Source organism: Serratia montpellierensis, from assembly GCF_020858655.1.
GTDB lineage: Bacteria > Pseudomonadota > Gammaproteobacteria > Enterobacterales > Enterobacteriaceae > Serratia > Serratia montpellierensis.
The window spans coordinates 291,878-313,939 of sequence record NZ_VOSN01000015.1; the positions used below are offsets into that span (position 1 = coordinate 291,878).

Annotated in this window: 16 protein-coding genes; 12 read left to right on the top strand and 4 right to left on the bottom strand. The window is 60.3% G+C overall.

What is annotated here, in order from left to right; genetic code table 11:
- The first annotated feature begins 75 nt into the window (after positions 1-75).
- The 5 genes from FUU19_RS18065 (at position 76) to FUU19_RS18085 (ending at position 10,239) form a co-directional block, all read left to right on the top strand.
- Positions 76-402, top strand: a complete 327-nt coding sequence (locus tag FUU19_RS18065) for a YqcC family protein (RefSeq protein WP_025304043.1) — start codon at positions 76-78, stop codon at positions 400-402.
- A 146-nt stretch (positions 403-548) separates the two neighbouring features.
- The gene (locus FUU19_RS18070) at positions 549-6,524 is read left to right on the top strand and encodes an alpha-2-macroglobulin family protein (protein WP_230491006.1); all 5,976 of its coding nucleotides are present in this window, start codon (positions 549-551) and stop codon (positions 6,522-6,524) included.
- A gap of 49 nt (positions 6,525-6,573) precedes the next feature.
- Positions 6,574-8,922: a penicillin-binding protein 1C gene (gene pbpC, locus FUU19_RS18075; protein ID WP_230491007.1), complete on the top strand. Its 2,349-nt coding sequence runs from the start codon at positions 6,574-6,576 to the stop codon at positions 8,920-8,922.
- Between the two features lie 60 nt (positions 8,923-8,982).
- Positions 8,983-9,753, top strand: coding sequence for a tRNA pseudouridine(65) synthase TruC (gene truC, locus FUU19_RS18080; RefSeq protein ID WP_043139895.1), 771 nt, complete (start codon positions 8,983-8,985; stop codon positions 9,751-9,753).
- Between the two features lie 33 nt (positions 9,754-9,786).
- Complete coding sequence (locus tag FUU19_RS18085) at positions 9,787-10,239, top strand: flavodoxin (protein ID WP_103830293.1); 453 nt, start codon at positions 9,787-9,789, stop codon at positions 10,237-10,239.
- A gap of 57 nt (positions 10,240-10,296) precedes the next feature.
- On the opposite strand, the gene FUU19_RS18090 is transcribed toward FUU19_RS18085, so the two are convergent.
- The 4 genes from FUU19_RS18090 to map all read right to left on the bottom strand — a co-directional run bounded on the left by FUU19_RS18090 (position 10,297) and on the right by map (position 15,214).
- Positions 10,297-10,686, bottom strand: a complete 390-nt coding sequence (locus tag FUU19_RS18090; protein WP_230491008.1) for a DUF3461 family protein — start codon at positions 10,684-10,686, stop codon at positions 10,297-10,299.
- A 129-nt stretch (positions 10,687-10,815) separates the two neighbouring features.
- Complete coding sequence (gene dapD, locus FUU19_RS18095; RefSeq protein WP_004931932.1) at positions 10,816-11,640, bottom strand: 2,3,4,5-tetrahydropyridine-2,6-dicarboxylate N-succinyltransferase; 825 nt, start codon at positions 11,638-11,640, stop codon at positions 10,816-10,818.
- A gap of 42 nt (positions 11,641-11,682) precedes the next feature.
- Positions 11,683-14,346, bottom strand: coding sequence for a bifunctional uridylyltransferase/uridylyl-removing protein GlnD (glnD, locus tag FUU19_RS18100; protein ID WP_141966966.1), 2,664 nt, complete (start codon positions 14,344-14,346; stop codon positions 11,683-11,685).
- 73 nt (positions 14,347-14,419) lie between these two features.
- Positions 14,420-15,214, bottom strand: coding sequence for a type I methionyl aminopeptidase (map, locus tag FUU19_RS18105; RefSeq protein WP_004931936.1), 795 nt, complete (start codon positions 15,212-15,214; stop codon positions 14,420-14,422).
- A 345-nt stretch (positions 15,215-15,559) separates the two neighbouring features.
- Between map and rpsB the strand changes: the two genes are divergently transcribed.
- The 7 genes from rpsB to cdsA all read left to right on the top strand — a co-directional run bounded on the left by rpsB (position 15,560) and on the right by cdsA (position 22,059).
- Positions 15,560-16,285 (top strand): 30S ribosomal protein S2, encoded by a 726-nt coding sequence (rpsB, locus tag FUU19_RS18110; RefSeq protein WP_016929891.1) that lies wholly within the window; start codon positions 15,560-15,562, stop codon positions 16,283-16,285.
- Positions 16,286-16,414: 129 nt separating this feature from the next.
- Complete coding sequence (gene tsf / locus FUU19_RS18115; protein WP_033644872.1) at positions 16,415-17,266, top strand: translation elongation factor Ts; 852 nt, start codon at positions 16,415-16,417, stop codon at positions 17,264-17,266.
- 148 nt (positions 17,267-17,414) lie between these two features.
- Positions 17,415-18,140: a UMP kinase gene (gene pyrH / locus FUU19_RS18120; RefSeq protein ID WP_004931940.1), complete on the top strand. Its 726-nt coding sequence runs from the start codon at positions 17,415-17,417 to the stop codon at positions 18,138-18,140.
- 119 nt (positions 18,141-18,259) lie between these two features.
- Positions 18,260-18,817 (top strand): ribosome recycling factor, encoded by a 558-nt coding sequence (gene frr, locus FUU19_RS18125; RefSeq protein ID WP_073533691.1) that lies wholly within the window; start codon positions 18,260-18,262, stop codon positions 18,815-18,817.
- Positions 18,818-18,974: 157 nt separating this feature from the next.
- On the top strand, positions 18,975-20,171 hold the full coding sequence (gene ispC, locus FUU19_RS18130) for a 1-deoxy-D-xylulose-5-phosphate reductoisomerase (RefSeq protein ID WP_197834274.1): 1,197 nt from the start codon (positions 18,975-18,977) through the stop codon (positions 20,169-20,171).
- A gap of 277 nt (positions 20,172-20,448) precedes the next feature.
- A complete protein-coding gene (gene ispU, locus FUU19_RS18135; RefSeq protein WP_141966972.1) occupies positions 20,449-21,207 on the top strand; it encodes a (2E,6E)-farnesyl-diphosphate-specific ditrans,polycis-undecaprenyl-diphosphate synthase in 759 nt (252 codons plus the stop codon).
- A gap of 9 nt (positions 21,208-21,216) precedes the next feature.
- A complete protein-coding gene (cdsA, locus tag FUU19_RS18140) occupies positions 21,217-22,059 on the top strand; it encodes a phosphatidate cytidylyltransferase (protein WP_141966974.1) in 843 nt (280 codons plus the stop codon).
- Positions 22,060-22,062 lie beyond the last annotated feature (3 nt).

Genomic DNA, 22,062 nt, shown 5'->3' on the forward strand with positions numbered 1-22,062 from the left:
CTATAAAAATGCTATGCTTTGCCGCCTTTCAGCCAGCGCGCTGAATACCATGATGAAAAGAGATCGGGAATGCAGATGAGTATACATAACCAGGTGCGCCGCAGTTTGCAGGCGATTGAACAATCCATGCGCGATCTGGCGCTGTGGCAGGCCGCGCCGCCTGAGCATGAGGCTTTCTCCAGCACCGAGCCGTTCTGCATCGACAGCATGTCGGCCGAAGCCTGGCTGCAGTGGGTGTTTCTGCCGCGTATGTATGCGCTGCTGGACGCCCAAGCGCCGCTGCCGACGCGCTTTGCCATCACGCCTTATTTCGAAGAGGCGCTGAAAGATCGTGAGCCGAGCAGCCTGCCGCTGCTGGTGCTGCTGCAACAGCTGGATTTGATGTTGAATAAAGAGCCGTAATCCGCCGGCGGCGCGCAGATTTTTGCCGCCCGGCAGTGTAGAGTACTCGCGCGGATGCCGGGCAGGAGAGCCGACGGCGTCTTTCGGCTCGGTTTAACCGCAGCGGTTGACCGGGGGCTGCATTAGGATGATGAGGTGCTGCAATAATGGATTTATTAAGGTTTATCCTGCGTTTGCCTTTTACCTTGGTTAAGGGCGTTTGTCGCCTGCTGGGTGGGGCGTTGTCGCTGTTGGGGCGGTTGCTGAGACCGCTGGTCGGCAACCTCAGCTGGCGTGCGCCGGCCTGGTGGGCTGCGCTGCCGCGCGGTTTTTTGCGGCTCGAAAGCGGCGTGGATAAACACCCGAAAGCGATCGGTCTGGGCCTGCTGCTGCTGGCAGGCGCGGCGGGCGGTGCGTTTTACGGTTGGCACTGGTGGCAAAACCGGCCACAGCCTATCGAACCTGCACCAATGGTAGTTCAGGAGGTCAGCGCATCGCTTACCAACCCCGAGCCGATAGATTACGCCGCCGCCCGGCAGGCACCGCAAACGGTGAGCCTGACTTTCAGCGGGTCGGTCGCGCCAATCGCCGCGGTGGGTAAAACCGTGAGCGCCGGTATCATCCTCAAACCGACGGCGGAAGGCCAATGGGCGTGGAACAATGAGTCGACGCTGGTGTTCACGCCGAAAAAGCCGTTGCCGATGGGCGCAAAATATGAGGTGACCCTCGAGCCCGCCACGTTGCTGGCGCCGCAGATCAAGCTGGCCAAAACCCGCTATGCCTTCACCGTGCCTGCGTTCGACTACCGCCTGGGGCAGGCCGAGTACTATCGCGATCCGCAGGATGCGCAGAAACGCAGCGCGATTTTCAATCTGCAGTTCAACGCGCCGGTCGACGTCGCCAGCTTTGAAAAACAGATTTCGCTGGGATTGAAAGAAGGCAGCACCGCGTCCGAGAAGAAGCTTAATTTCTCTCTGGTCTATGACGAGAAAAAACTGAACGCTTGGGTGCATTCCGAGCCGCTGCAGGCGCTGGATCAGGGCGGAGCGGTGCATCTGACCGTCGGTAAGGGGGTTAAATCGACGGCGGCCGGCAACGCGGTCGAAGAGGCGAAAAGCAACTGGGTCAAGGTACCCACCCTCTACAGCCTGGCGCTGAGTGACGCCAGCGCTCAGGTCGTGGACACCGACGGCGGCAAAGGGCAGCGTGCGTTGGTGGTCGGCTTCAGCGATGCGGTGAAGGATAAAGAGCTGGCGCGGGCCACCAAAGCCTGGCTGCTGCCGCAGCACGATCCGAGCGATGCCGAGGCCGCCAACGATGCCGAAGACTTCTATCAATGGACGGTCGATAGCGTCGGTAAAAACGTGCTGGCACAGGCGACGCCACTGCCGTTGACGCTTAACGAGGCGGAAGAGGCCTATCAACCGCAGTTCAGCTTCCGTTTCGACGCCCCGGCGCACCGCTTTGTGTTGCTCGAGATAGACAACCAGCTGGTCTCCGTCGGCGGTTACAAAATGCCGAAGAAGGTTTATCGGGTGGTCGACGTGCCGGAGTTCCCGAAATCGCTGCAGTTCATGTCGCAGGGCTCGCTGCTCTCGGTTAACGGCGACAAACAGATCAGCGTGGCGGCGCGCAACGTGGCGGGCCTGCGGCTGGACATCAAACGGGTGATCCCGAGCCAGCTGCAGCACATCGTCTCCTTCAAAAGCCGGGACTACTCGTCCACGGAATTCAACCGGCTCAACGACGAATATTTCACCGAGCATTTCAAATACCAGACGGCGCTCAATAACGAGCGGCCGGGGGAAGTGAACTATCAGGGCATCGATCTTTCCCGTTATCTCTCCACCAACGCCAGCTCCCATCGCGGGGTGTTCCTGCTGACGCTGTCTGAATGGCAGCCGAACCGGAAACCGGCGGCGGAAGAGGCGGGCGCCGAGCCAGAACAGGAACCGGACGAGAACACCGGGGATGATCAGCCCGACGTCGGCGATTCGCGCTTTGTGGTGGTGACCGATCTGGGCATCGTCGCCAAGAGCTCGCAGGATAAGACGCGCGATGTTTTTGTGCAGTCGATCCAAAGCGGCGCACCGGTCAGCGGCGCCACCGTGTCGGTAGTGGCCAAAAACGGCGTGACGCTGCTCAGCCAAACCACCGGGGCCGACGGCCACGTGCGTTTCCCGGCGCTCGACGTGTACACCAACGAGCGCCAGCCGGTGATGTTCCTGGTGGAAAAGGAAGGGGATGTCTCCTTCCTGCCGACCGGTAGCTATAACGATCGCGGGCTGGACTTCTCGCGCTTCGACGTCGCCGGTGAACAAACGCCGACCGATCCGCGCACCCTCAGCAGTTATCTATTCTCCGATCGCGGCGTTTATCGACCTGGGGATACTTTCAATATTGGCCTGATCACCCGCGCCGCCGACTGGGGCGTTGGCCTGGCCGGCGTGCCGGTGCGTGCCGAAATTCGCGATCCGCGCGACAAGCTGATGTCCACCGTACCGCTGACGCTGGGCGCCAGCGGTTTCAACGAGCTGAGCTATACCACCGATGAAAACTCACCGACCGGCGAGTGGAACGTCTATCTGTATCTGATCGGCAAAAACAACGATACCTCCACGCTGCTCGGCCATACCGCGGTCAATGTGAAGGAGTTCGAACCGGATCAGCTGAAAGTGAAGCTGGCGTTGACGCCGGACCGCCAGCAAGGCTGGGTAAAACCGTCTGAGCTGAAGGCCAGCATCGACGTGCAGAACCTGTTCGGCACCCCAGCGCAAGATCGCCGCGTGACCACCAGGCTGACGCTGCGGCCGATGTATCCGAGTTTCGATCGCTTCCCGGATTATGCGTTCTACGAAAACCGGCAAAACAGCGACGGGTTCGAAACCGAGCTGGAAGATCGCACCACCGATGAGCATGGCGCGGCCGATATTCCGCTCGATCTGAAATCCTACGCCGATGCGACCTATCAGCTGCAGCTGTTGTCGGAGGCGTTCGTCGCCGGCGGCGGGCGTTCGGTGGCGGCTACCGCCCGTACGCTGGTTTCGCCTTACGATTATCTGATTGGGGTGAAGGCCGACGGCGATCTGGGCTACATCAATCGCGACGCGGAGCGGCATCTGAATGTGATCGCCATCGATCCGGCCCTGAAACAGATCGCCATGCCGAATCTGAAGCAGGTGCTGATCGAACAGAAATACATTTCGGTGCTGACCAAACAGGATTCGGGCGTTTACAAATACCAGTCGAAGATGAAGGAAGTGCAGCTGTCGGAACAGCCGCTGGCGCTGAGCGAGCAGGGCGCGGATCTGCGGCTGGCGACCGATAAGCCGGGCGACTTCGTGCTGGTGATTGAAGATGCGCAGGGTAAGACGCTTAACCGCGTCGCCTACAGCGTGGCCGGCAACGCCAACCTGAGCCGTTCGCTGGATCGCAACGCCGAACTGAAGCTGAAACTGAACCAGGCGGAATACCAGCCGGGCGAGGAGATCGAGGTGGCGATCAACGCGCCTTATACCGGCAGCGGCTTGATCACCATCGAGAAGGACAAGGTTTACGCCTGGCAGTGGTTCCACACCGACACCACCAGCTCGGTGCAGAAGATCCGCGTGCCGGCCGGCATGGAGGGCAACGGCTACATCAACGTGCAGTTCGTGCGCGACATCAACTCCAGCGAGATCTTCATGAGCCCGCTGAGCTATGGCGTGATGCCGTTCAAGATCAGCACCCAGGCGCGGCAAAACAGCCTCGAGGTGACGGCGCCGGAAGTCATCAAGCCGGGCCAAAATCTGACGATGACGGTCAAGACCGACGCGCCGCAGCAGGTGGCGCTGTTTGCCGTCGATGAGGGCATTCTGCAGGTGGCGCGCTACCGCCTGAAGGATCCGCTGGAGTTCTTCTTCAGCAAGCGTGAACTGAACGTGAGCAGCTCGCAGATCCTCGACCTGATCCTGCCGGAGTTCAGCAAGCTGATGGCGCTGACCGCGGCGCCGGGCGGCGACGCGGGCGAAGGGCTGGATCTCAACCTCAACCCGTTCAAGCGCAAACGCGACAAGCCGGTGGCCTATTGGTCCGGCATTACCGAGGTCAGCGGCGAGAAGCAGTTCGTCTACCCGGTGCCGGACTACTTTAACGGCAAGATCCGCGTGATGGCGATTTCGGTGACGCCGGAGAAAATCGGCAAGGCGCAAACCGCCGCCACGGTGCGCGACAGCTTCATCATGACGCCGAACGTGCCGGCGATGGTGGCGCCGGGCGACGAGTTCGACGTCAGCGTGGGCGTCAGCAACAACCTCGAAGGGTTGAACGGCCAGTCGGTGGCCATCAACGTTCTGTTGACGCCGCCGCCGCAGTTGGAGGTGGTGGGCAACGCGACGCAAAGCCTGACGCTGGCGGAAAAACGCGAGGGTGTGATCACTTTCCGTCTGCGCGCCAAATCCGCGCTGGGCGATGCACCGCTGGTGTTCGACGCCCGTTACGGCGACCAGGCCAGCCGCCGCACCGTCAGCACCTCGGTGCGGCCGGCGGCGCCGTACCGCACCCAGTCGGTGATGGGGCGCATGAGCGGCAGCAGCCAGAATGTCGATGGCCTGCGCCAGATGTTCGACGCTTTCGCGCAGCGCCGGGCGGCGGTGTCGAATTCGCCGCTGGTGCTGACCAGCGGGCTGGCGCAATACCTGGCGGATTACCCGTATTACTGTTCCGAGCAGATCGTCAGCCGCTCCATTCCGCTGATGCTGCAGAGCCGCCACCCAGAGATGAAAAGCAGCCTGAGCCAGGCGGAAGTCAGCAAGCAGCTGCGCAACCTGCTTGGCGTGCTGCGCGCGCGCCAGAACGACAGCGGAGCGATCGGCGCCTGGCGTTCGTCGCCGGATGCCGATCCTTTCGTCACGCCTTATGTGGTGCAATATCTGCTCGAAGCCAAAGCGGCGGGCTACGCCCTGCCGGAAGGCATGCTGGACGAGGCCAACGGCGCATTGCGCGAGCTGGCGGCCAGCGGATTCGACGATCTGTATCTGCTGCGCCTGCGCAGCTGGGCGGTTTACCTGCTGACGCTGCAGGGCGAAGTGACCACCAACTCGCTGGCGGCGGTGCAGGATACGCTGCAAAAACGCTATGGCGAAGGGTGGAAAACCGATCTGAGCGCGCTGTATCTGGCTTCTTCCTACCGTCTGTTGAAGATGGACGACGAAGCCGCCGCGTTGCTGCAACCGAGCTGGCAGCAGCTGAGCAAGGCGTATGACAGTGCCTGGTGGACGCAGAATTATTTCGATCCGCTGGTGCAGGATGCGACTCGGCTGTATCTGATTACCCGTCACTTCCCGGAGAAAGTGGCGTCGATCCCGCCGCAGGTGCTGGAGAATATGGTCAAGGCGCTGAAAGAAGAGCGTTACACCACCTACTCTTCCGCGATGAGCATTCTGGCGCTGGAAAGCTATTCGGCCCAGGTGGCGGCGCAATCCGCCAATGCGGATGCCTTGGGCATCGTGCAGGTAGGCAAAGCCGGCGGCGAGCCGCAGCGCATCAGTGAGCTGCAGGGGTTGTTCGTGCAGGGGCAGTTCAACGCCGATGCTACCGCTGTGCGCTTCACCAACGGCGGCAATGCGCCGGCCTGGTATGTGGTGACGCAGGCCGGTTACGACCTGAATGCGCCGCAAAAAGCGCTGTCGCGCGGGATTGAGATCGTTCGCGATTACACCGACGAACAGGGCAAACCGGTGACGCAGGTGACGCTGGGGCAGAAGATCAACGTCCATCTGAAGGTGCGCGCCAACTCGAAAGAGGGGCAGAGCAACCTGGCGATCGTCGATCTGCTTCCGGGCGGGTTCGAAGTGGTGCAGCAGACGCCGCCGGAACCGGCCGACGCCGGCGAGGAGAGCGAAGGCCGCGGCGGTTGGCAGTCGCCGCTGGCCGCTACCGGCTCCACCTGGGCGCCGGATTACAGCGATATCCGTGAAGATCGGGTGATTATCTACGGCAGCGCCGGCACCGAGGTGCAGGAGTTCGTCTATCAGATCAAGGCCACCAATACCGGCAGCTTTATTATTCCACCGGCCTATGGCGAAGCCATGTATGACCGAGAAGTGCAGGCCATGTCGGCCGGCGGCGGCAAGCTGGTGGTGGTGCCGGCGGGCAACGACTAGGCCGGATCCGGCGCCAGGCCAGCGTCTGGCGCCGGGGCGGTGATAACGTATGAAGATCCTGACCGGGCGCGTGCTGCAAAACGGCTTGATGGCGGCGTTTTTACTGGCGCTGCTGCTGACCGCGATTCGGCTGTGGCCGCATCCGCCCCTGTGGCAGGGGCTGCCGCAGTCTTCCGTCTATTACGACAGGCACGGCGCGCTGCTGCGTATCACGTTGGCCAACGACGACCGCTACCGGCTGTGGACCCCGCTGGAGCAGGTGTCGCCGCTGGCGGTGCGTGGGCTGCTGCTGCACGAAGACCGCTGGTTCTACTACAACCCCGGCTTTAACCCCGTTAGCCTGATGCGTGGCTTCTGGCGCAGCTATGTCGCCGGCGGCAAAATGCAGGGCGGGTCGACCATCAGCATGCAGCTGGCGCGCATGCGCTGGCATCTCAACACCCGCACGCCGGGCGGCAAGCTGCTGCAGGTGCTGCGCGCGGTGCAGCTGGAGCTCAGCTACTCCAAGCACGATATCCTGGAAGCCTACCTGAATTACGCCCCTTACGGCCGCAACATCGAAAGCATCGGCGCTGCCAGCCTGATCTATTTCGCCAAGTCGCCGAAGGATTTGACTCTGCCGGAGGCGCTGACGCTGGCGGTGCTGCCGCAGTCGCCCAGCTACCGTCTGGAGCCGAAAACCGGCGTGCTCGGCGCTGCATTGACGCAGGCGCGCAACCGTCTGTTCCAGCGCTGGCAGCGGGTTTACCCCACCGACGCCAGCCAGCAAACGCTGTTCCGCCTGCCGCTGGCGCTGCGACAGCCTGAGCAAGTGCCCTATATCGCGCCGCACTTTATCGAGCAGTTACGGCTGCAGACGCAGCAACTGGTGCAGCGCGATACGCGCGTCGATACCACGTTGGACGCCGGGTTGCAGCGGCTGGTCGAGCGGCAGGTCAACGCGTTTATCGCCCGCAACCGCAGCCGCGGCATCCAAAACGCCGCGGTGCTGCTGGTGGACAGCCGCGATATGGGGGTGCGTGCGCTGGTGGGATCGGCGGACTATTACCATCGGCCGATCCAGGGGCAGGTAAACGGTACCAACGCCAAGCGCTCGCCGGGTTCGACGCTGAAGCCGTTCATCTACGCGCTGGGCATGGAGCAGGGCGTGCTGCATCCGATGACCATCCTGAAAGACGTGCCTTCGTCGTTCGGCGCCTATGCGCCGGAAAACTTCGACCGGCGCTTTCTCGGCCCGGTGACCGCCACCGATGCGCTGAATTTCAGCCGCAACATTCCGGCAGTGTATGTCGCCTCGCAGCTGCGCCAGCCGACTTTTTATCAGTTCTTACGCCTGACCGGCGTCGCCAATATGGCCAATGAGAGCCACTATGGGTTGTCGCTGGTGCTGGGCGGCGGCGAGGTAACGGCGCAGGAGCTGGCGAAGCTGTATGCGCTGTTGGCGAATCGCGGCGAGCTGCGGCCGCTTCGCATGCAGCTGAACGAGACCGAACCGACGCCGATTCGGCTGTTGAGCGAGGAGGCCAGTTTCATCACGCTGGATATGCTGCGCCAGCACCGGCGGCCGGGCGATACGCTGGCACAGCGTTCTACTTCGCTGCCGGTGTACTGGAAGACCGGGACTTCGTGGGGCTTTCGCGACGCCTGGAGCGTCGGGATTTTCGGCCCTTACGTGCTGGTGGTGTGGGAAGGTAACTTCGACGGGCGCGGCAACAATGCGTTGGTCGGCGCCGAGGCGGCCGCGCCGCTGTTCTTTAATATCATCGACAGCGTCAATGCCAGCTACCCTGGCCTGCGTGAACCGAAACATCCGTTCCCCAAACGGCTGCGGCGGGTAGAGATTTGTCTCGCCAGCGGCGATTTGCCAACGCCGTGGTGCCAGCAGAAGGGCAAGACCTGGTTCATTCCCGGCAAGTCGCCGATCAAGGTAGACAGCGTCTATCGGCCGGTGGTGCTGGATATTCACAGTGGCGAGGTCGTCTGTCCGCCGTATGACGCGGCGCAGACCCGCACCGAAATTTTTGAATTCTGGCCTTCCGATTTGGCCAACGTGTTCGCCCAGGCCGGGCTGCCGAAGCGGGCACCGCCGGTCAACCGCTGCAAGGACAACGGCATCGCCGTCGGCGGCAACGCGCCGCGCATCACCTCGCCGTTGAAAAATACCACCTACACCCTGCGCCAGTCGCAGCAGGGGCGGGACAAAATTGCCTTCAATGCGGTAACGGACGCCGACAGCAAGACGGTGTACTGGTTCGTTGACGATATTTATCTCGGCAGTAGCGCCAGCAAAAAGCCGATCGACTGGCGGCCGATCAACAACGGGCGCTATCGCATTCGGGCGGTGGACGATCGCGGCCGCGCCGATACGCGTCTGGTGACCATCGAATGGGTGAACTAGCGCTGAGCCGCACGCCTGTTATACTCGCGCCCGAAACGGCTATTTATCTGGGAAAGCGATGTGATTGAGATTTTGTATCAGGATGAACACCTGGTGGCGGTGAACAAACCGTCGGGCTGGTTGGTGCACCGCAGTTGGCTGGACCGTCATGAAACTCGCTTCATGATGCAAACGGTGCGCGATCAGCTCGGGCAGCACGTCTTTACCGTGCACCGTCTCGATCGCCCGACGTCCGGCGTGCTGCTGATGGCGCTCTCCAGCGAGGTGGCGCGTCTGCTGTCGCAGCAGTTCGAGCAGCATCAGGTGCAGAAAACCTACCATGCGGTGGTGCGCGGTTACGTGCAGGAGGGGGCGACCCTCGACTACCCGCTGACGGCGGAGCTGGACAAAATCGCCGATAAACATGCCGATGCCGACAAGGGGCCGCAGCCGGCGGTGACGCACTACCGGCCGTTGGCGCAGGTAGAGATGCCGGTGGCCGTCGGCCGCTACGACAGCGCACGTTACAGTCTGGTGGAACTGCAGCCGGAAACCGGCCGCAAGCACCAATTGCGGCGCCACATGGCGCACCTTCGCCATCCGATCATCGGCGACAGCAAGCACGGCGATCTGCGGCAGAACCGCGGGATGGCACAGCATTTCGGCTGCCCGCGCCTGATGCTGCACGCCAGCCATCTGCAGCTGACGCACCCGGTGACCGGCGAGCCGCTGCAGGTGACGGCGCGCTGGGACGAAGACTGGCAAGGGGTGATGACGCAGTTCGGCTGGGCGGGGGTATTCCCTGAACTTGCCGGGGTTGAGTTTAGCGCGGCTAACGGTCAGGATAGCTGACAATTTTTAAAGGTAATGAAGGGAGTAGGAGCCATGGCTCAGGTTGGTATCTTCGTGGGAACGGTCTACGGCAATTCGCTGCTGGTGGCGGAAGAGGCGCAAAACATCCTCAGCGAGCAGGGCCATGAGGTCAAACTGTTCGAAGAGGGCACGCTGGAGGCCTGGCAGTTTTATCGTCAGCACTACGCGCTGGTGATCACCTCCACTACCGGGCAGGGCGATTTGCCGGACAGCATCGCGCCGCTGTTCCACGCCATTCGCGATCAGGTTGGCTATCAGCCGGAACTGCGCTACGGGCTGATTGCCCTCGGCGACAGCAGCTATGACAACTTCTGTGGCGCGGGGCGCACGTTTGACGCGCTGCTGCAAGAGCAGGGCGCCACCCGCGTTGGCGAAGTGCTGGAGATCGATGCGATGGAACAGCCGGAGCCGGAAGTGGCCGCTTGTCCGTGGGTCGAGCAGTGGGGCACGTTGCTGCAGTCATAATGTAAAAAGGCGCCGCGAAAGGGCGCCTTGGCGATGATGCGGGTCAACCGATCCGCATTACTTGCCGCGGGTGAGTTTTTCCAGATCGGATTCGATCTCGGCAATCTTGTGCGACACCACGCCTTCGAGATGGCGCAGGTCGTCGAGGATTTTACGCTTCAGATCCACTTCCACCTGATCGCGCTGGCACAGCTGATCCAGCTCGTCGATCACGTAACGCAGGTTCGGGTTGATCTCGTGAATTTCCTTGTAGCCCTGGCCGGCGTTGTCCGCCACCACGGTTTTACGCTGGCGCGGGTACTTGAACTTCACGCTCTTGGCGAAGAACTCGCCTTTGTCCTTGCGGAAATAGATCTTGAGGATGTCGTTGTTGGCCTCTTGACGCAGGCTATAGCGATCGATGTCTTCCGGTTGATTGATGCCCAAACTCTTCAAGTTATCGTACATACTGCGCCCTCTTTAGATGTGATCGTTATATTCCACGACTGCAATTATGGCGGAAAGCGAGATCTGCGACTGTGACTGCCAGCGAAACGCAGACAAAAAAATAGCGGGTGAATCACCCGCTATTTCAATTTAGTCGATAGTACGCAATAACTCATTAATGCCGACTTTACCGCGCGTTTTGGCATCGACTTTCTTGACGATCACCGCGCAGTACAGGCTGTAAGAACCGTCTTTCGACGGCAGGTTACCGGAAACCACCACCGAACCCGCCGGCACGCGGCCGTAATGGATTTCGCCGGTCTCGCGGTCATAGATGCGGGTGCTCTGGCCGAGGTATACGCCCATCGAAATCACCGAGCCTTCTTCCACGATCACGCCTTCCACCACTTCGGAGCGCGCGCCGATGAAGCAGTTGTCTTCGATGATGGTCGGGTTGGCCTGCAGCGGCTCCAGTACGCCGCCGATGCCGACGCCGCCGGACAGGTGAACGTTTTTGCCGATCTGCGCGCAAGAACCGACGGTGGCCCAGGTGTCGACCATGGTGCCTTCATCGACGTAGGCGCCGATGTTAACGTAAGACGGCATCAGCACGGTGTTGCGCGCGATGAACGCGCCTTGGCGCACGGTGGCCGGCGGCACAACGCGGAAACCTTCCTTCTGGAAGCGCGCTTCGTCGTAGTCGGCGAACTTCATCGGCACCTTGTCGTAGTAGCGGGTTTCCGCGCCGTCCATCACCTTGTTGTCGTTGATGCGGAAAGAGAGCAGCACGGCTTTCTTCAGCCACTGATGGGTGACCCATTGACCGTCGATCTTCTCGGCGACGCGCAGGGCGCCGCTGTCCAGCAGGCCGATCACCTGGTTTACCGCTTCGCGCGTTACGGTGTCTACGTTCGCCGGGGTGATGTCCGCACGGCGCTCGAAGGCGCTTTCAATAACGTTCTGTAATTGCTGCATGCTGTTCTCTTTCCTGATGTTGTCGGTAAAAAGTTACTTGTATCACATTTTATCGTTGGGGGTGAGGGCCTCTGTCAACCGTTGCTCCAACTTTCTGCGCGTTTCTTGGTCGAGCGCGCGCCGCTCGCCGTCTGCCAGGATAAACAAATCCTCGACCCGCTCGCCGATGGTGGAAATGCGCGCGCCGTGCAGCGACAGCCCCAGGTCGGCGAACACTTCGCCCACCCGAGCCAGCAGGCCGGGCTGGTCGAGCGCGGTCAGCTCCAGGTAGCTGCGACGGTCGGTGTGGGTCGGCAGGAAAGTGACCTCGGTCGGCACGCTGAAGTGGCGCAGCTTGGAAGAGGGCCGGCGCACGCGCGGCGGCTGATACTCCCGCTGGGTGATAGCCTGCAGCAAGGCTTGACGGATCGCCGCGTGGCGATCCTGCGCCAGCGGGCTGCCGTCCGGTTCCAGCACGATAAAGGTGTCCATCGCCATACCGTCGCGGTTGGTGAAGATCTGTGCGTCGTGCACGCTGAGGTTGCGGCGATCCATCTCCCCGGCGACGGCAGCGAACAGGTAAGGGCGATCCGGGCTCCAGATGAAGATCTCGGTGCCGCCGCGCGTCGCCTGGCGGCTGACCAGCACCAGCGGCTGGGTGGAGTCGTGGGCCAGCAGATGGCGGGCGTGCCAGGCCAGCTGATTCGGCGAGTGGCGCAGGAAATAGTCGGCGCGGCAGCGGCTCCAGATGCGATGCAGCGCCTCTTCGTCGATGTTGTCCATGCGCAGCAGCGCCAGCGCCTGCAGGCGGTGATGGCGTACGCGTTCGCGCAGATCCGGGCTGTTCTGCATGCCGCGGCGCAGCTGCTTCTCGGTGGCGAAGTACAGCTCGCGCAACAGGCTCTGCTTCCAGCTGTTCCACAGGGTTTCGTTGGTGGCGCAGATGTCGGCCACCGTCAGGCACACCAGGTAACGCAGCCGGGTTTCGCTCTGCACTTCGCTGCTGAACTGCTGGATCACCGTCGGATCCTGGATGTCGCGGCGCTGCGCGGTGACCGACATCAGCAGGTGGCAGCGCACCAGCCAGGCCACCAGTTGGGTTTCTCGCGAGTTGAGGCCGTGCAGTTCGGCGAACTCCACCACGTCTTCCGCGCCGAGGATCGAGTGATCACCGCCGCGCCCTTTGGCGATATCGTGGAACAACGCCGCCAGGAGCAGCAGTTCCGGGTGTGGCAGGCGCGGGTACAGCTCCACGCACAGCGGATGGCGTGGCCGGGTTTGCGCATCGGCGAAGCTCTCCAGCTTTTGCAGCACGCGGATGGTGTGTTCATCGACGGTATAGGCGTGGAACAGATCGAACTGCATTTGCCCGACGATCTTGCCCCACTGTGGCATATAGGCCCACAGCACGCTGTGACGGTGCATCGGCACCAGCGCGCGCGATACCGCGCCGGGGTGGCGCAGGATGGCCATAAACAGATCGCGCGCTTCCGGGATGGTGCACAGCGGCTGTTTCAGGTGGCGGCGCGCGTGGCGCAGCTGGCGCACGGTGGTGGAGTAAATGCCCTTGATCTCGCGGTTGCGCACCATCAGGTAGAACATGCGCATGATGGCTTGCGGCTCGCGGATGAACAGCGTTTCGTCGCGCAGATCGATCAGATCGCCGCGCAGCTGGAAATCGTCGTTCAGCGGGCGCGGCTTCTCGGTGGCGTCCAGCGCCAGAATAGCTTCGTCGAACAGCTGCAGCAGCATGTGATTCAGCTCGCTGACGCGCCGCGTCATGCGGTAGAAGTCTTTCATCATGCGCTCGACCGGCTCGTTGCCTTCGCCTTCATAGCGCAGCAGCTGCGCCACGCTGAGCTGGCGATCGAACAGCAGACGGTTGTCGTAACGCGGCAGCACCAGATGCAGCGCAAAGCGGATGCGCCACAGGAAGCTCTGGCATTCATTCAGTTCGTTGCGCTCGGCCTGGGTGAGGAAACCGAAACCGACCATTTCGTCCAGCGAGGTGGCGCCGAAGTGGCGGCGCGCCACCCACAGCAGGGTGTGGATGTCGCGCAGGCCGCCGGGGCTGCTTTTGATATCCGGCTCCAGGTTATAGCTGGTACCGTGGTAGCGCTGGTGGCGCTCCTGCTGCTCGTTGGTCTTGGCGTGGAAAAACTGTGGCGAAGGCCAGAAGCCGTCGCTGAAGATATGTTTTTGCATCTGCAGGAACAGCGCGACGTCGCCGCAGATCATGCGCGACTCGATCAGGTTGGTGGCCACGGTCAGATCCGCCAATCCCTCCAGCAGGCACTCTTCCAGGGTGCGCACGCTGTGGCCGACCTCCAGCTTGAGATCCCACAGCAGGGTGATGAACTCGCCCACCCGCTGCGACTGGTGCTCAGTCAGCCGGCGCTGGCTGAGCACCAGCACGTCGATATCCGACAGCGGATGCAGCTCGCCGCGGCCATAGCCGCCGACCGCCACCAGCGCGGTTTCCGGGATATCTTCGAAACCGTAGAAGGTCCACAGCCGGCGCAGCAGGCGATCGATGAAGTCGCTGCGCGCCGCCACCAGGCTTTCGGCGCTGGCGCCGGCGTCGAATGCCGCCGCCAGCCACAGCTGGAACTGCTCCAGCCGCTGTTTCAGCACCGGGCAGGTGAGCTCGTCGTCGCCGTAGGCGCTGGGAGAGACGGGTGGCATCGGCACGGCCGGGGCCGCCTGTTGAAGGAGATTGTCAGACATAGTGCGCAGCCCATAAAAAAGGCCGGCAAAAGCCGGCCTGGTGATATTCTGCACGCGGCGTTCACCGCGGTGCTTACATCTCGTGCGTAATGATGTTGGGGATGGTGTCATCCTTGCGCAACGTCATTATCTCGCAGCCGTTATCAGTGACCACAATAGTATGCTCATACTGCGCCGACAAGCTGCGATCTTTGGTTTTTACCGTCCAGCCGTCTTTCATGGTGCGGATGCGGTAGTCACCGGCGTTGACCATCGGTTCGATGGTGAAGGCCATGCCAGCCTGCAGCACTACGCCGCCGTCATCGGCATCATAGTGCAGCACCTGCGGCTCTTCATGGAACACTTCGCCGATGCCGTGGCCGCAGTACTCGCGCACCACGGAGAACTTTTCGGCCTCGACGAATTGCTGGATAGCCTTGCCCAGGGTGCGCAGGCGGATGCCCGGCTTGACCATCTTCAGCGCCAGATACAGGCTTTCCTGAGTGACGCGGCACAGGCGCTCGCCCAGAATGGTCGGTTTGCCGACGATGAACATCTTTGAGGTGTCGCCGTGGAAGCCGTCTTTAATCACGGTCACGTCGATATTGACGATGTCGCCGTCTTTCAGCGTTTTGTCGTCGCTCGGGATGCCGTGGCACACCACTTCGTTCACCGAGATGCACACGGATTTCGGGAAGCCGTGGTAGCCGAGGCAGGCGGAAATGGCCTGCTGTTCGTTGGTGATGTACTCGTGACAGATACGGTCCAGTTCGCCGGTGGTCACGCCAGGTTTGACGTGCGGCTCGATGATTTCCAGCACTTCGGCGGCCAGGCGGCCGGCCACGCGCATTTTTTGGATGTCATCAGGTGTTTTAATTGAGATTGCCATGAAATTCGTCCGCAGGTGTCGTTATCGTCGACAATAAGAAGCAGTGACTTATGGTATCAGCCCGGCCGGAGGCTGCCAAATTTCATTTCCCGATGCCCGGCGTAAAGCAACAAAAGTTGGTGTCTGCAGCGGGTTTATGGTATAAAGCGCGCCGGCGATCCGCGACTTGGTTCTTGTGACCTGGCAGGAATTGGCCGAAAATACTTTAACTGCACTCATTTTGTGTAAATAACACACACGTATCGGCACATCCGCCGGGGTGCCCTGAGGTGACTTGTCGCCGCCAGGGTCGGCGTTATGGGATACGTGGAGGCATAACCCCAATTAATCTATAGAGGTTTAATCATGGCAACTGTTTCCATGCGCGACATGCTCAAGGCTGGTGTTCACTTTGGTCACCAGACCCGTTACTGGAACCCGAAAATGAAGCCTTTCATCTTCGGCGCTCGTAACAAGGTTCACATCATCAACCTGGAGCAGACCGTACCAATGTTCAACGCCGCTCTGGCTGAACTGAGCAAGATCTCTTCCCGTAAAGGCAAGATCCTGTTCGTTGGTACCAAACGTGCAGCAAGCGAAGCGGTAAAAGACGCTGCGAACAGCTGTGACCAGTTCTTCGTGAACCACCGCTGGTTGGGTGGCATGCTGACTAACTGGAAAACCGTTCGTCAGTCCATCAAACGTTTGAAAGACCTGGAAATCCAGTCTCAAGACGGCACCCTGGACAAGCTGACCAAGAAAGAAGCGCTGATGCGCACTCGTGAACTGGCCAAGCTGGAAAACTCCCTGGGCGGTATCAAGGATATGGGCGGTCTGCCAGACGCACTGTTCGTTATCGATGCCGATCACGAGCACATCGCGATCAAAGAAGCCAACAACCTGGGTATCCCGGTATTCTCTATCGTTGATACCAACTCCAACCCAGACGGCGTTGACTTCATCATCCCTGGTAACGACGACGCAATCCGTGCAGTAAACCTGTACCTGACTGCCGTTGCTGCCGCTGTGCGTGAAGGTCGTTCTCAAGATCTGGCCGTTCAGGCGGAAGAAGGCTTCGTAGAAGCTGAATAATAAGGCAAGCTCGTCACTGAGCCCTTATTAACCAGGTATTGACATATGTTGGTTAGGGGGGCCTGTAAAGGCCCCCTTTGCTTATCTGAATGAGAACTGTCTCCACGCGAGATAACCGAGGAAAAATAAATGGCTGATATTACCGCTGCCCTGGTAAAAGAACTGCGCGAGCGTACCGGCGCTGGCATGATGGATTGCAAGAAGGCGCTGGTTGAATCCAACGGCGACATCGAACTGGCAATCGAAAACATGCGTAAGTCCGGTGCGATCAAAGCCGCTAAAAAAGCAGGCAACGTAGCTGCTGACGGCGTGATCAAAACCAAGATCGAAGGCAACTACGGCATCATTCTGGAAGTTAACTGCCAGACTGACTTCGTAGCAAAAGACGCCGGTTTCCAGGCGTTCGCCGACAAAGTGCTGGATGCCGCTATGGCCGGCAAAATCACTGACGTTGACGTGCTGAAAGCACAGTTCGAAGAAGAGCGCGTAGCGCTGGTGGCAAAAATCGGCGAAAACATCAACATTCGTCGCGTTGCTTCCCTGGAAGGCGACGTGCTGGGCAGCTACCTGCACGGCGCGCGTATCGGCGTACTGGTTGCGGCTAAAGGCGCTGACGAAGAGCTGGTTAAGCAAATCGCAATGCACATTGCGGCAAGCAAGCCAGAGTTCGTGAAGCCAGAAGACGTGTCTGCTGAAGTGGTAGAAAAAGAGTACCAGGTTCAGCTGGACATCGCCATGCAGTCCGGCAAGCCAAAAGAAATCGCAGAGAAAATGGTTGAAGGCCGCATGAAGAAATTCACCGGCGAAGTTTCTCTGACCGGTCAGCCTTTCGTTATGGATCCGAGCAAATCTGTTGCTCAGGTGCTGAAAGAGCACAACGCTGACGTGACCAACTTCATTCGCTTCGAAGTGGGCGAAGGCATCGAGAAAGTCGAAACCGACTTCGCTGCTGAAGTTGCCGCGATGAGCAAACAGTCTTAATGACTGTCGATGGAACCGCCGTCTGGCGGTTCCATACTATCCAGCCAGAATTACACCGGTGGCAGGCCCTGCAGCGTGATACTCACCTCAGGCGCATTTCATCGGCTGAAATCCCCAATACTAATACTGCTTCTTAGGACAGAACACCATGGCAACCAATGCAAAACCCGTATATCAGCGTATTCTGCTTAAACTGAGTGGCGAAGCCCTGCAAGGTGCAGAAGGTTTTGGTATCGACGCCAGCGTTTTGGATCGCATGGCTCAGGAAGTGAAAGAGCTGGTCGAACTGGGAATTCAGGTCGGTGTAGTTATTGGCGGCGGGAACTTGTTCCGCGGCGCGGGCCTGGCGCAAGCCGGCATGAACCGCGTAGTGGGCGACCACATGGGAATGCTGGCTACCGTGATGAACGGCCTGGCTATGCGTGATGCACTGCACCGTGCCTATGTGAACGCCCGCCTGATGTCAGCGATCCCGCTGAACGGCGTATGTGATAATTACAGCTGGGCAGAGGCTATCAGCCTGCTGCGCAACAACCGCGTGGTGATCTTCTCCGCTGGTACCGGCAACCCGTTCTTCACCACCGATTCTGCCGCTTGCCTGCGCGGTATCGAAATCGAAGCGGACGTGGTGCTGAAAGCCACCAAAGTGGATGGCGTATACTCCGCCGATCCGGTGAAAAACCCGGATGCGACGCTGTATGAACAATTAACCTATCAGGACGTGCTGGAGCGCGAGCTGAAAGTGATGGATCTGGCGGCGTTTACGCTGGCCCGCGATCACGGTCTGCCGATCCGCGTGTTCAACATGAACAAGCCTGGCGCACTGCGCCGCGTGGTGATGGGTGAGAACGAAGGTACGCTGATCAGCAAATAAGGCTGTTCACACCCCTTTTTCGGCGCGCGTGACGCCAGGCGCCGCGCGCTCTCCGAGTACGATTACGGGCTATACTTGAGTATCGCCTGCCAAGTAACCAGCTTCCAAGGGTTTGCAACGTGACTAATGAAATCAGAAAAGATGCTGATTCACGCATGGAAAAAAGCGTAGAAGCATTCAAAAACCAAATCAGCAAGATCCGCACCGGCCGCGCTTCTCCAAGCATTCTGGACGGCATCATGGTGGAATACTACGGCGCCGCTACGCCGCTGCGCCAGCTGGCCAACGTGACCGTGGAAGACTCCCGCACGCTGAAAATCAACGTGTTCGATCGCAGCCTGAGCCAGGCCGTTGAGAAAGCGATCATGAGCTCCGATCTGGGCCTCAACCCGTCTTCCGCCGGTTCTGACATTCGCGTTCCGCTGCCTCCGCTGACCGAAGAACGTCGTAAGGATCTGATCAAGATCGTGCGCGGCGAAGCCGAGCAGGGTCGCGTAGCGGTGCGTAACGTGCGTCGCGACGCCAACGACAAGGTCAAGGCGCTGCTGAAAGACAAAGAGATCAGCGAAGACGAAGAACGTCGTTCACAAGACGACATTCAGAAAATGACCGACGCTTACATCAAGCTGGTCGACGCCGCGCTGGCGGAGAAAGAAAAAGAGCTGATGGATTTCTAATCAGCATCGCGCAGAAAAAAAGCGTCGCCTGGGCGGCGCTTTGTTTTTTGTGGCGCAGATCCCGTTTCATCGTACTGAAAGATCATGGACAAGCGGTGTCCAAGGTTCCACACTGGAGCACCTCCGATCTCATCAGACAGTTATTCAGAGTGAACTCATGAAGCAACTGACCATTCTTGGCTCGACCGGCTCGGTAGGGACCAGCACCCTGGCCGTGGTCAGGGCGAATCCCGACCGTTTTGCGATCAAAGCACTGGTGGCCGGCCGCAACGTCGCGGTCATGGCGCAGCAATGCATGGAATTCCGGCCCGCCTTCGCCGCGATGGCAGAGGAAAGCGCCGCGCGCGAGCTGCGCGCCATTCTGGCGGAAAACGGCGTCGCTACCGAGGTCTTGGCCGGAGAACAAGCGGCCTGCGAACTGGCGGCGTTGGATGACGTCGATCAAGTGACGGCGGCCATCGTCGGTGCCGCAGGGCTGTTGCCGACGCTGGCGGCGATCCGCGCAGGCAAGCAGGTACTGCTGGCCAACAAAGAGTCGCTGGTCACCTGCGGCCGTCTGTTTATGGACGCGGTGCGGCAAAGCCAGGCGCAGCTGCTGCCGCTCGACAGCGAGCACAACGCGATTTTTCAGAGTTTGCCTGAGAACATTCAGCGTCAGTTGGGATACTCTTCACTGGACAGTCATGGCGTTTCGCGCATCGTGCTTACCGGCTCTGGCGGCCCGTTCCGCACTACGCCGTTGGAGCAGTTCGCCGCGATGACCCCGGATCAAGCCTGTGCCCATCCGAACTGGTCGATGGGCCGCAAGATCTCGGTGGATTCCGCCACCATGATGAACAAAGGTCTGGAATACATTGAGGCCCGCTGGCTGTTTAACGCCTCGGCCGAGCAAATGGAAGTGATCCTGCATCCGCAGTCGGTGATTCACTCGATGGTGCGCTACGCCGATGGCAGCGTGCTGGCGCAACTGGGTACGCCGGATATGCGCACGCCGATCGCTCACGCGATGGCGTATCCGCAGCGTGTAAACTCCGGCGTGGAAGCGCTGGACTTCTGCCGCATCGGTTCGCTGACCTTCGCCGAACCGGAACGCGAACGTTATCCTTGCCTGTATTTGGCAATCGAAGCGTTCGACGCCGGCCAGGCGGCGACCACCGCACTGAACGCGGCCAATGAAATTGCCGTGGCGGCATTTTTGCAGCAGCAGATTCGCTTTACCGACATTGCCGCGGTCAACCGCCAGGTCGTCGAGCGCCTCGCGCTGCAGGAACCGACGTGCATCGAAGCGGTCTTAGACATTGACCGCCAGGCGCGCGCCGTCGCCGAGCAGCGCGTTCGCGCGTTGTGCAGTTGAGCACGGCGATTATCCGATTTTGCTCGTAATTCGCGTATGCCGCAGCGGGGTCGTTTGTTCATGCCCCGCTGAGGTGGTATAGTCTGCGCCACCTGTCAGCGGTTATACCGTTGAATTATGGCCCGATTGGCGCTCTGTGCGCCAATGGCGATCCGGCGGTGTCGGGTATCGCGAGGGCTGGTTGAAAGCCGTGTCGGGCACACGGCTTTTTTTGCGCGTAAGGGCCTGATGTTCCGGAAAGGCAGTTATATTTCTATTGAGGAAATAAGTACGAGTTATGTCGTCCGCAAACCAACAAGAGGCTAATCCATCTTCCCCGGGGCCGCGCCATGTCGCCATTATCATGGACGGTAACGGACGCTGGGCCAAACGTCAGGGCAAGTTACGTGTCTTCGGTCATAAAGCAGGGGTGAAATCGGTTCGCCGCGCGGTCAGTTTTGCCGCCAGCCACCATTTAGATGCACTCACGCTTTATGCCTTCAGCAGCGAAAACTGGAACCGTCCGGTGCAGGAAGTCTCCGCACTGATGGAGCTTTTTGTCCGCGCTTTGGATAGTGAAGTAAAAAGCCTGCATAAACATAACGTCAGGTTGCGAGTGATCGGCGATATCAGCCGATTCAGCGCGCGTTTGCAGGAGCGGATCCGCCGCTCTGAAGCGCTGACGGAAAATAACGATGGCCTGACGCTCAATATCGCTGCCAACTACGGCGGCCGTTGGGATATCATTCAGGGAGTAAGGGAACTGGCCGAACGGGTACGGGTAGGGGAGTTGCACCCGGATCAGATCAGCGAGGAATTATTGAGCGAGCGGGTTTGCATGAGCGACCTGGCGCCGGTGGATCTGGTTATCCGCACCGGTGGCGAGCATCGCATCAGTAACTTCCTGCTGTGGCAAATCGCCTATGCTGAACTTTACTTTACTGATGTGCTCTGGCCTGATTTCGATGAACTTGTCTTTGAAGGTGCGCTGAATGCATTTGCACAACGTGAGCGCCGCTTCGGGGGAACAACACCTATCGGCGCCGATGCGTCCTAGGGAGAACTTTTGCTGAAGTATCGCCTCATAACTGCTCTGATTTTAATCCCGATCGTTATCGCGGCGCTGTTCCTGTTGCCGCCGCTGGCCTTTGCTCTGGTAACGCTCGTCGTGTGCATGTTAGCAGCCTGGGAGTGGGGCCAACTGGCCGGTTTTACCTCCCGTTCGCAGCGCATCTGGCTGGCGATACTGTGCGGTTTTCTACTGGCGCTGATGATGCTCAGCGTTCCCGCGTACCATCAATCCGTGCCGCAGGTAAGCGGCTCGCTGTGGCTGTCGCTGGTCTGGTGGCTGGCAGCGCTGCTGCTGGTGCTGTTTTACCCCGGTTCGGCCGCCATCTGGCGCAACTCGCGCCCGCTGCGCTTGCTGTTCGGCCTGCTGACCATCGTGCCGTTCTTTTGGGGCATGCTGGCGCTGCGCCAGTACGGCTACGAGCAAAACCCGTTTACCGGTGCCTGGTGGCTGCTGTACGTGATGCTGCTGGTGTGGGGCGCGGATTCCGGCGCCTATCTGTTCGGCAAGCTGTTCGGCAAGCATAAGCTGGCGCCGAAGGTCTCGCCGGGCAAAACCTGGGAAGGGCTGATCGGCGGGTTGTTGACGTCGGCGGTCATTTCCTGGCTGTTCGGCCGCTATGCGCCACTGAACGTGGTGCCGACCACCCTGTTGGTCTGCTCGGTGCTCGCCGCGCTGGCTTCGGTGCTGGGCGATTTGACCGAGAGCATGTTCAAACGCGAGGCGGGCATCAAGGACAGCGGTCATTTGATCCCCGGTCATGGCGGCATACTGGATCGTATCGACAGCCTGACCGCGGCGGTGCCGGTGTTTGCCTGCCTGATGCTGTTGGTGTTTTAATCC

What these genes read in the sequence shown, in the direction of transcription:
- FUU19_RS18070 (WP_230491006.1), top strand. Translation starts at nt 549, where the DNA reads ATGGATTTATTAAGGTTTATCCTGCGTTTGCCTTTTACCTTGGTTAAG.
- ispU (WP_141966972.1), top strand. Translation starts at nt 20,449, where the DNA reads ATGTCGTCCGCAAACCAACAAGAGGCTAATCCATCTTCCCCGGGGCCG.
- dapD (WP_004931932.1), bottom strand. Translation starts at nt 11,640, where the DNA reads ATGCAGCAATTACAGAACGTTATTGAAAGCGCCTTCGAGCGCCGTGCG.
- pbpC (WP_230491007.1), top strand. Translation starts at nt 6,574, where the DNA reads ATGAAGATCCTGACCGGGCGCGTGCTGCAAAACGGCTTGATGGCGGCG.
- pyrH (WP_004931940.1), top strand. Translation starts at nt 17,415, where the DNA reads ATGGCAACCAATGCAAAACCCGTATATCAGCGTATTCTGCTTAAACTG.
- rpsB (WP_016929891.1), top strand. Translation starts at nt 15,560, where the DNA reads ATGGCAACTGTTTCCATGCGCGACATGCTCAAGGCTGGTGTTCACTTT.
- FUU19_RS18085 (WP_103830293.1), top strand. Translation starts at nt 9,787, where the DNA reads ATGGCTCAGGTTGGTATCTTCGTGGGAACGGTCTACGGCAATTCGCTG.
- FUU19_RS18090 (WP_230491008.1), bottom strand. Translation starts at nt 10,686, where the DNA reads ATGTACGATAACTTGAAGAGTTTGGGCATCAATCAACCGGAAGACATC.
- FUU19_RS18065 (WP_025304043.1), top strand. Translation starts at nt 76, where the DNA reads ATGAGTATACATAACCAGGTGCGCCGCAGTTTGCAGGCGATTGAACAA.
- ispC (WP_197834274.1), top strand. Translation starts at nt 18,975, where the DNA reads ATGAAGCAACTGACCATTCTTGGCTCGACCGGCTCGGTAGGGACCAGC.
- glnD (WP_141966966.1), bottom strand. Translation starts at nt 14,346, where the DNA reads ATGTCTGACAATCTCCTTCAACAGGCGGCCCCGGCCGTGCCGATGCCA.
- tsf (WP_033644872.1), top strand. Translation starts at nt 16,415, where the DNA reads ATGGCTGATATTACCGCTGCCCTGGTAAAAGAACTGCGCGAGCGTACC.
- map (WP_004931936.1), bottom strand. Translation starts at nt 15,214, where the DNA reads ATGGCAATCTCAATTAAAACACCTGATGACATCCAAAAAATGCGCGTG.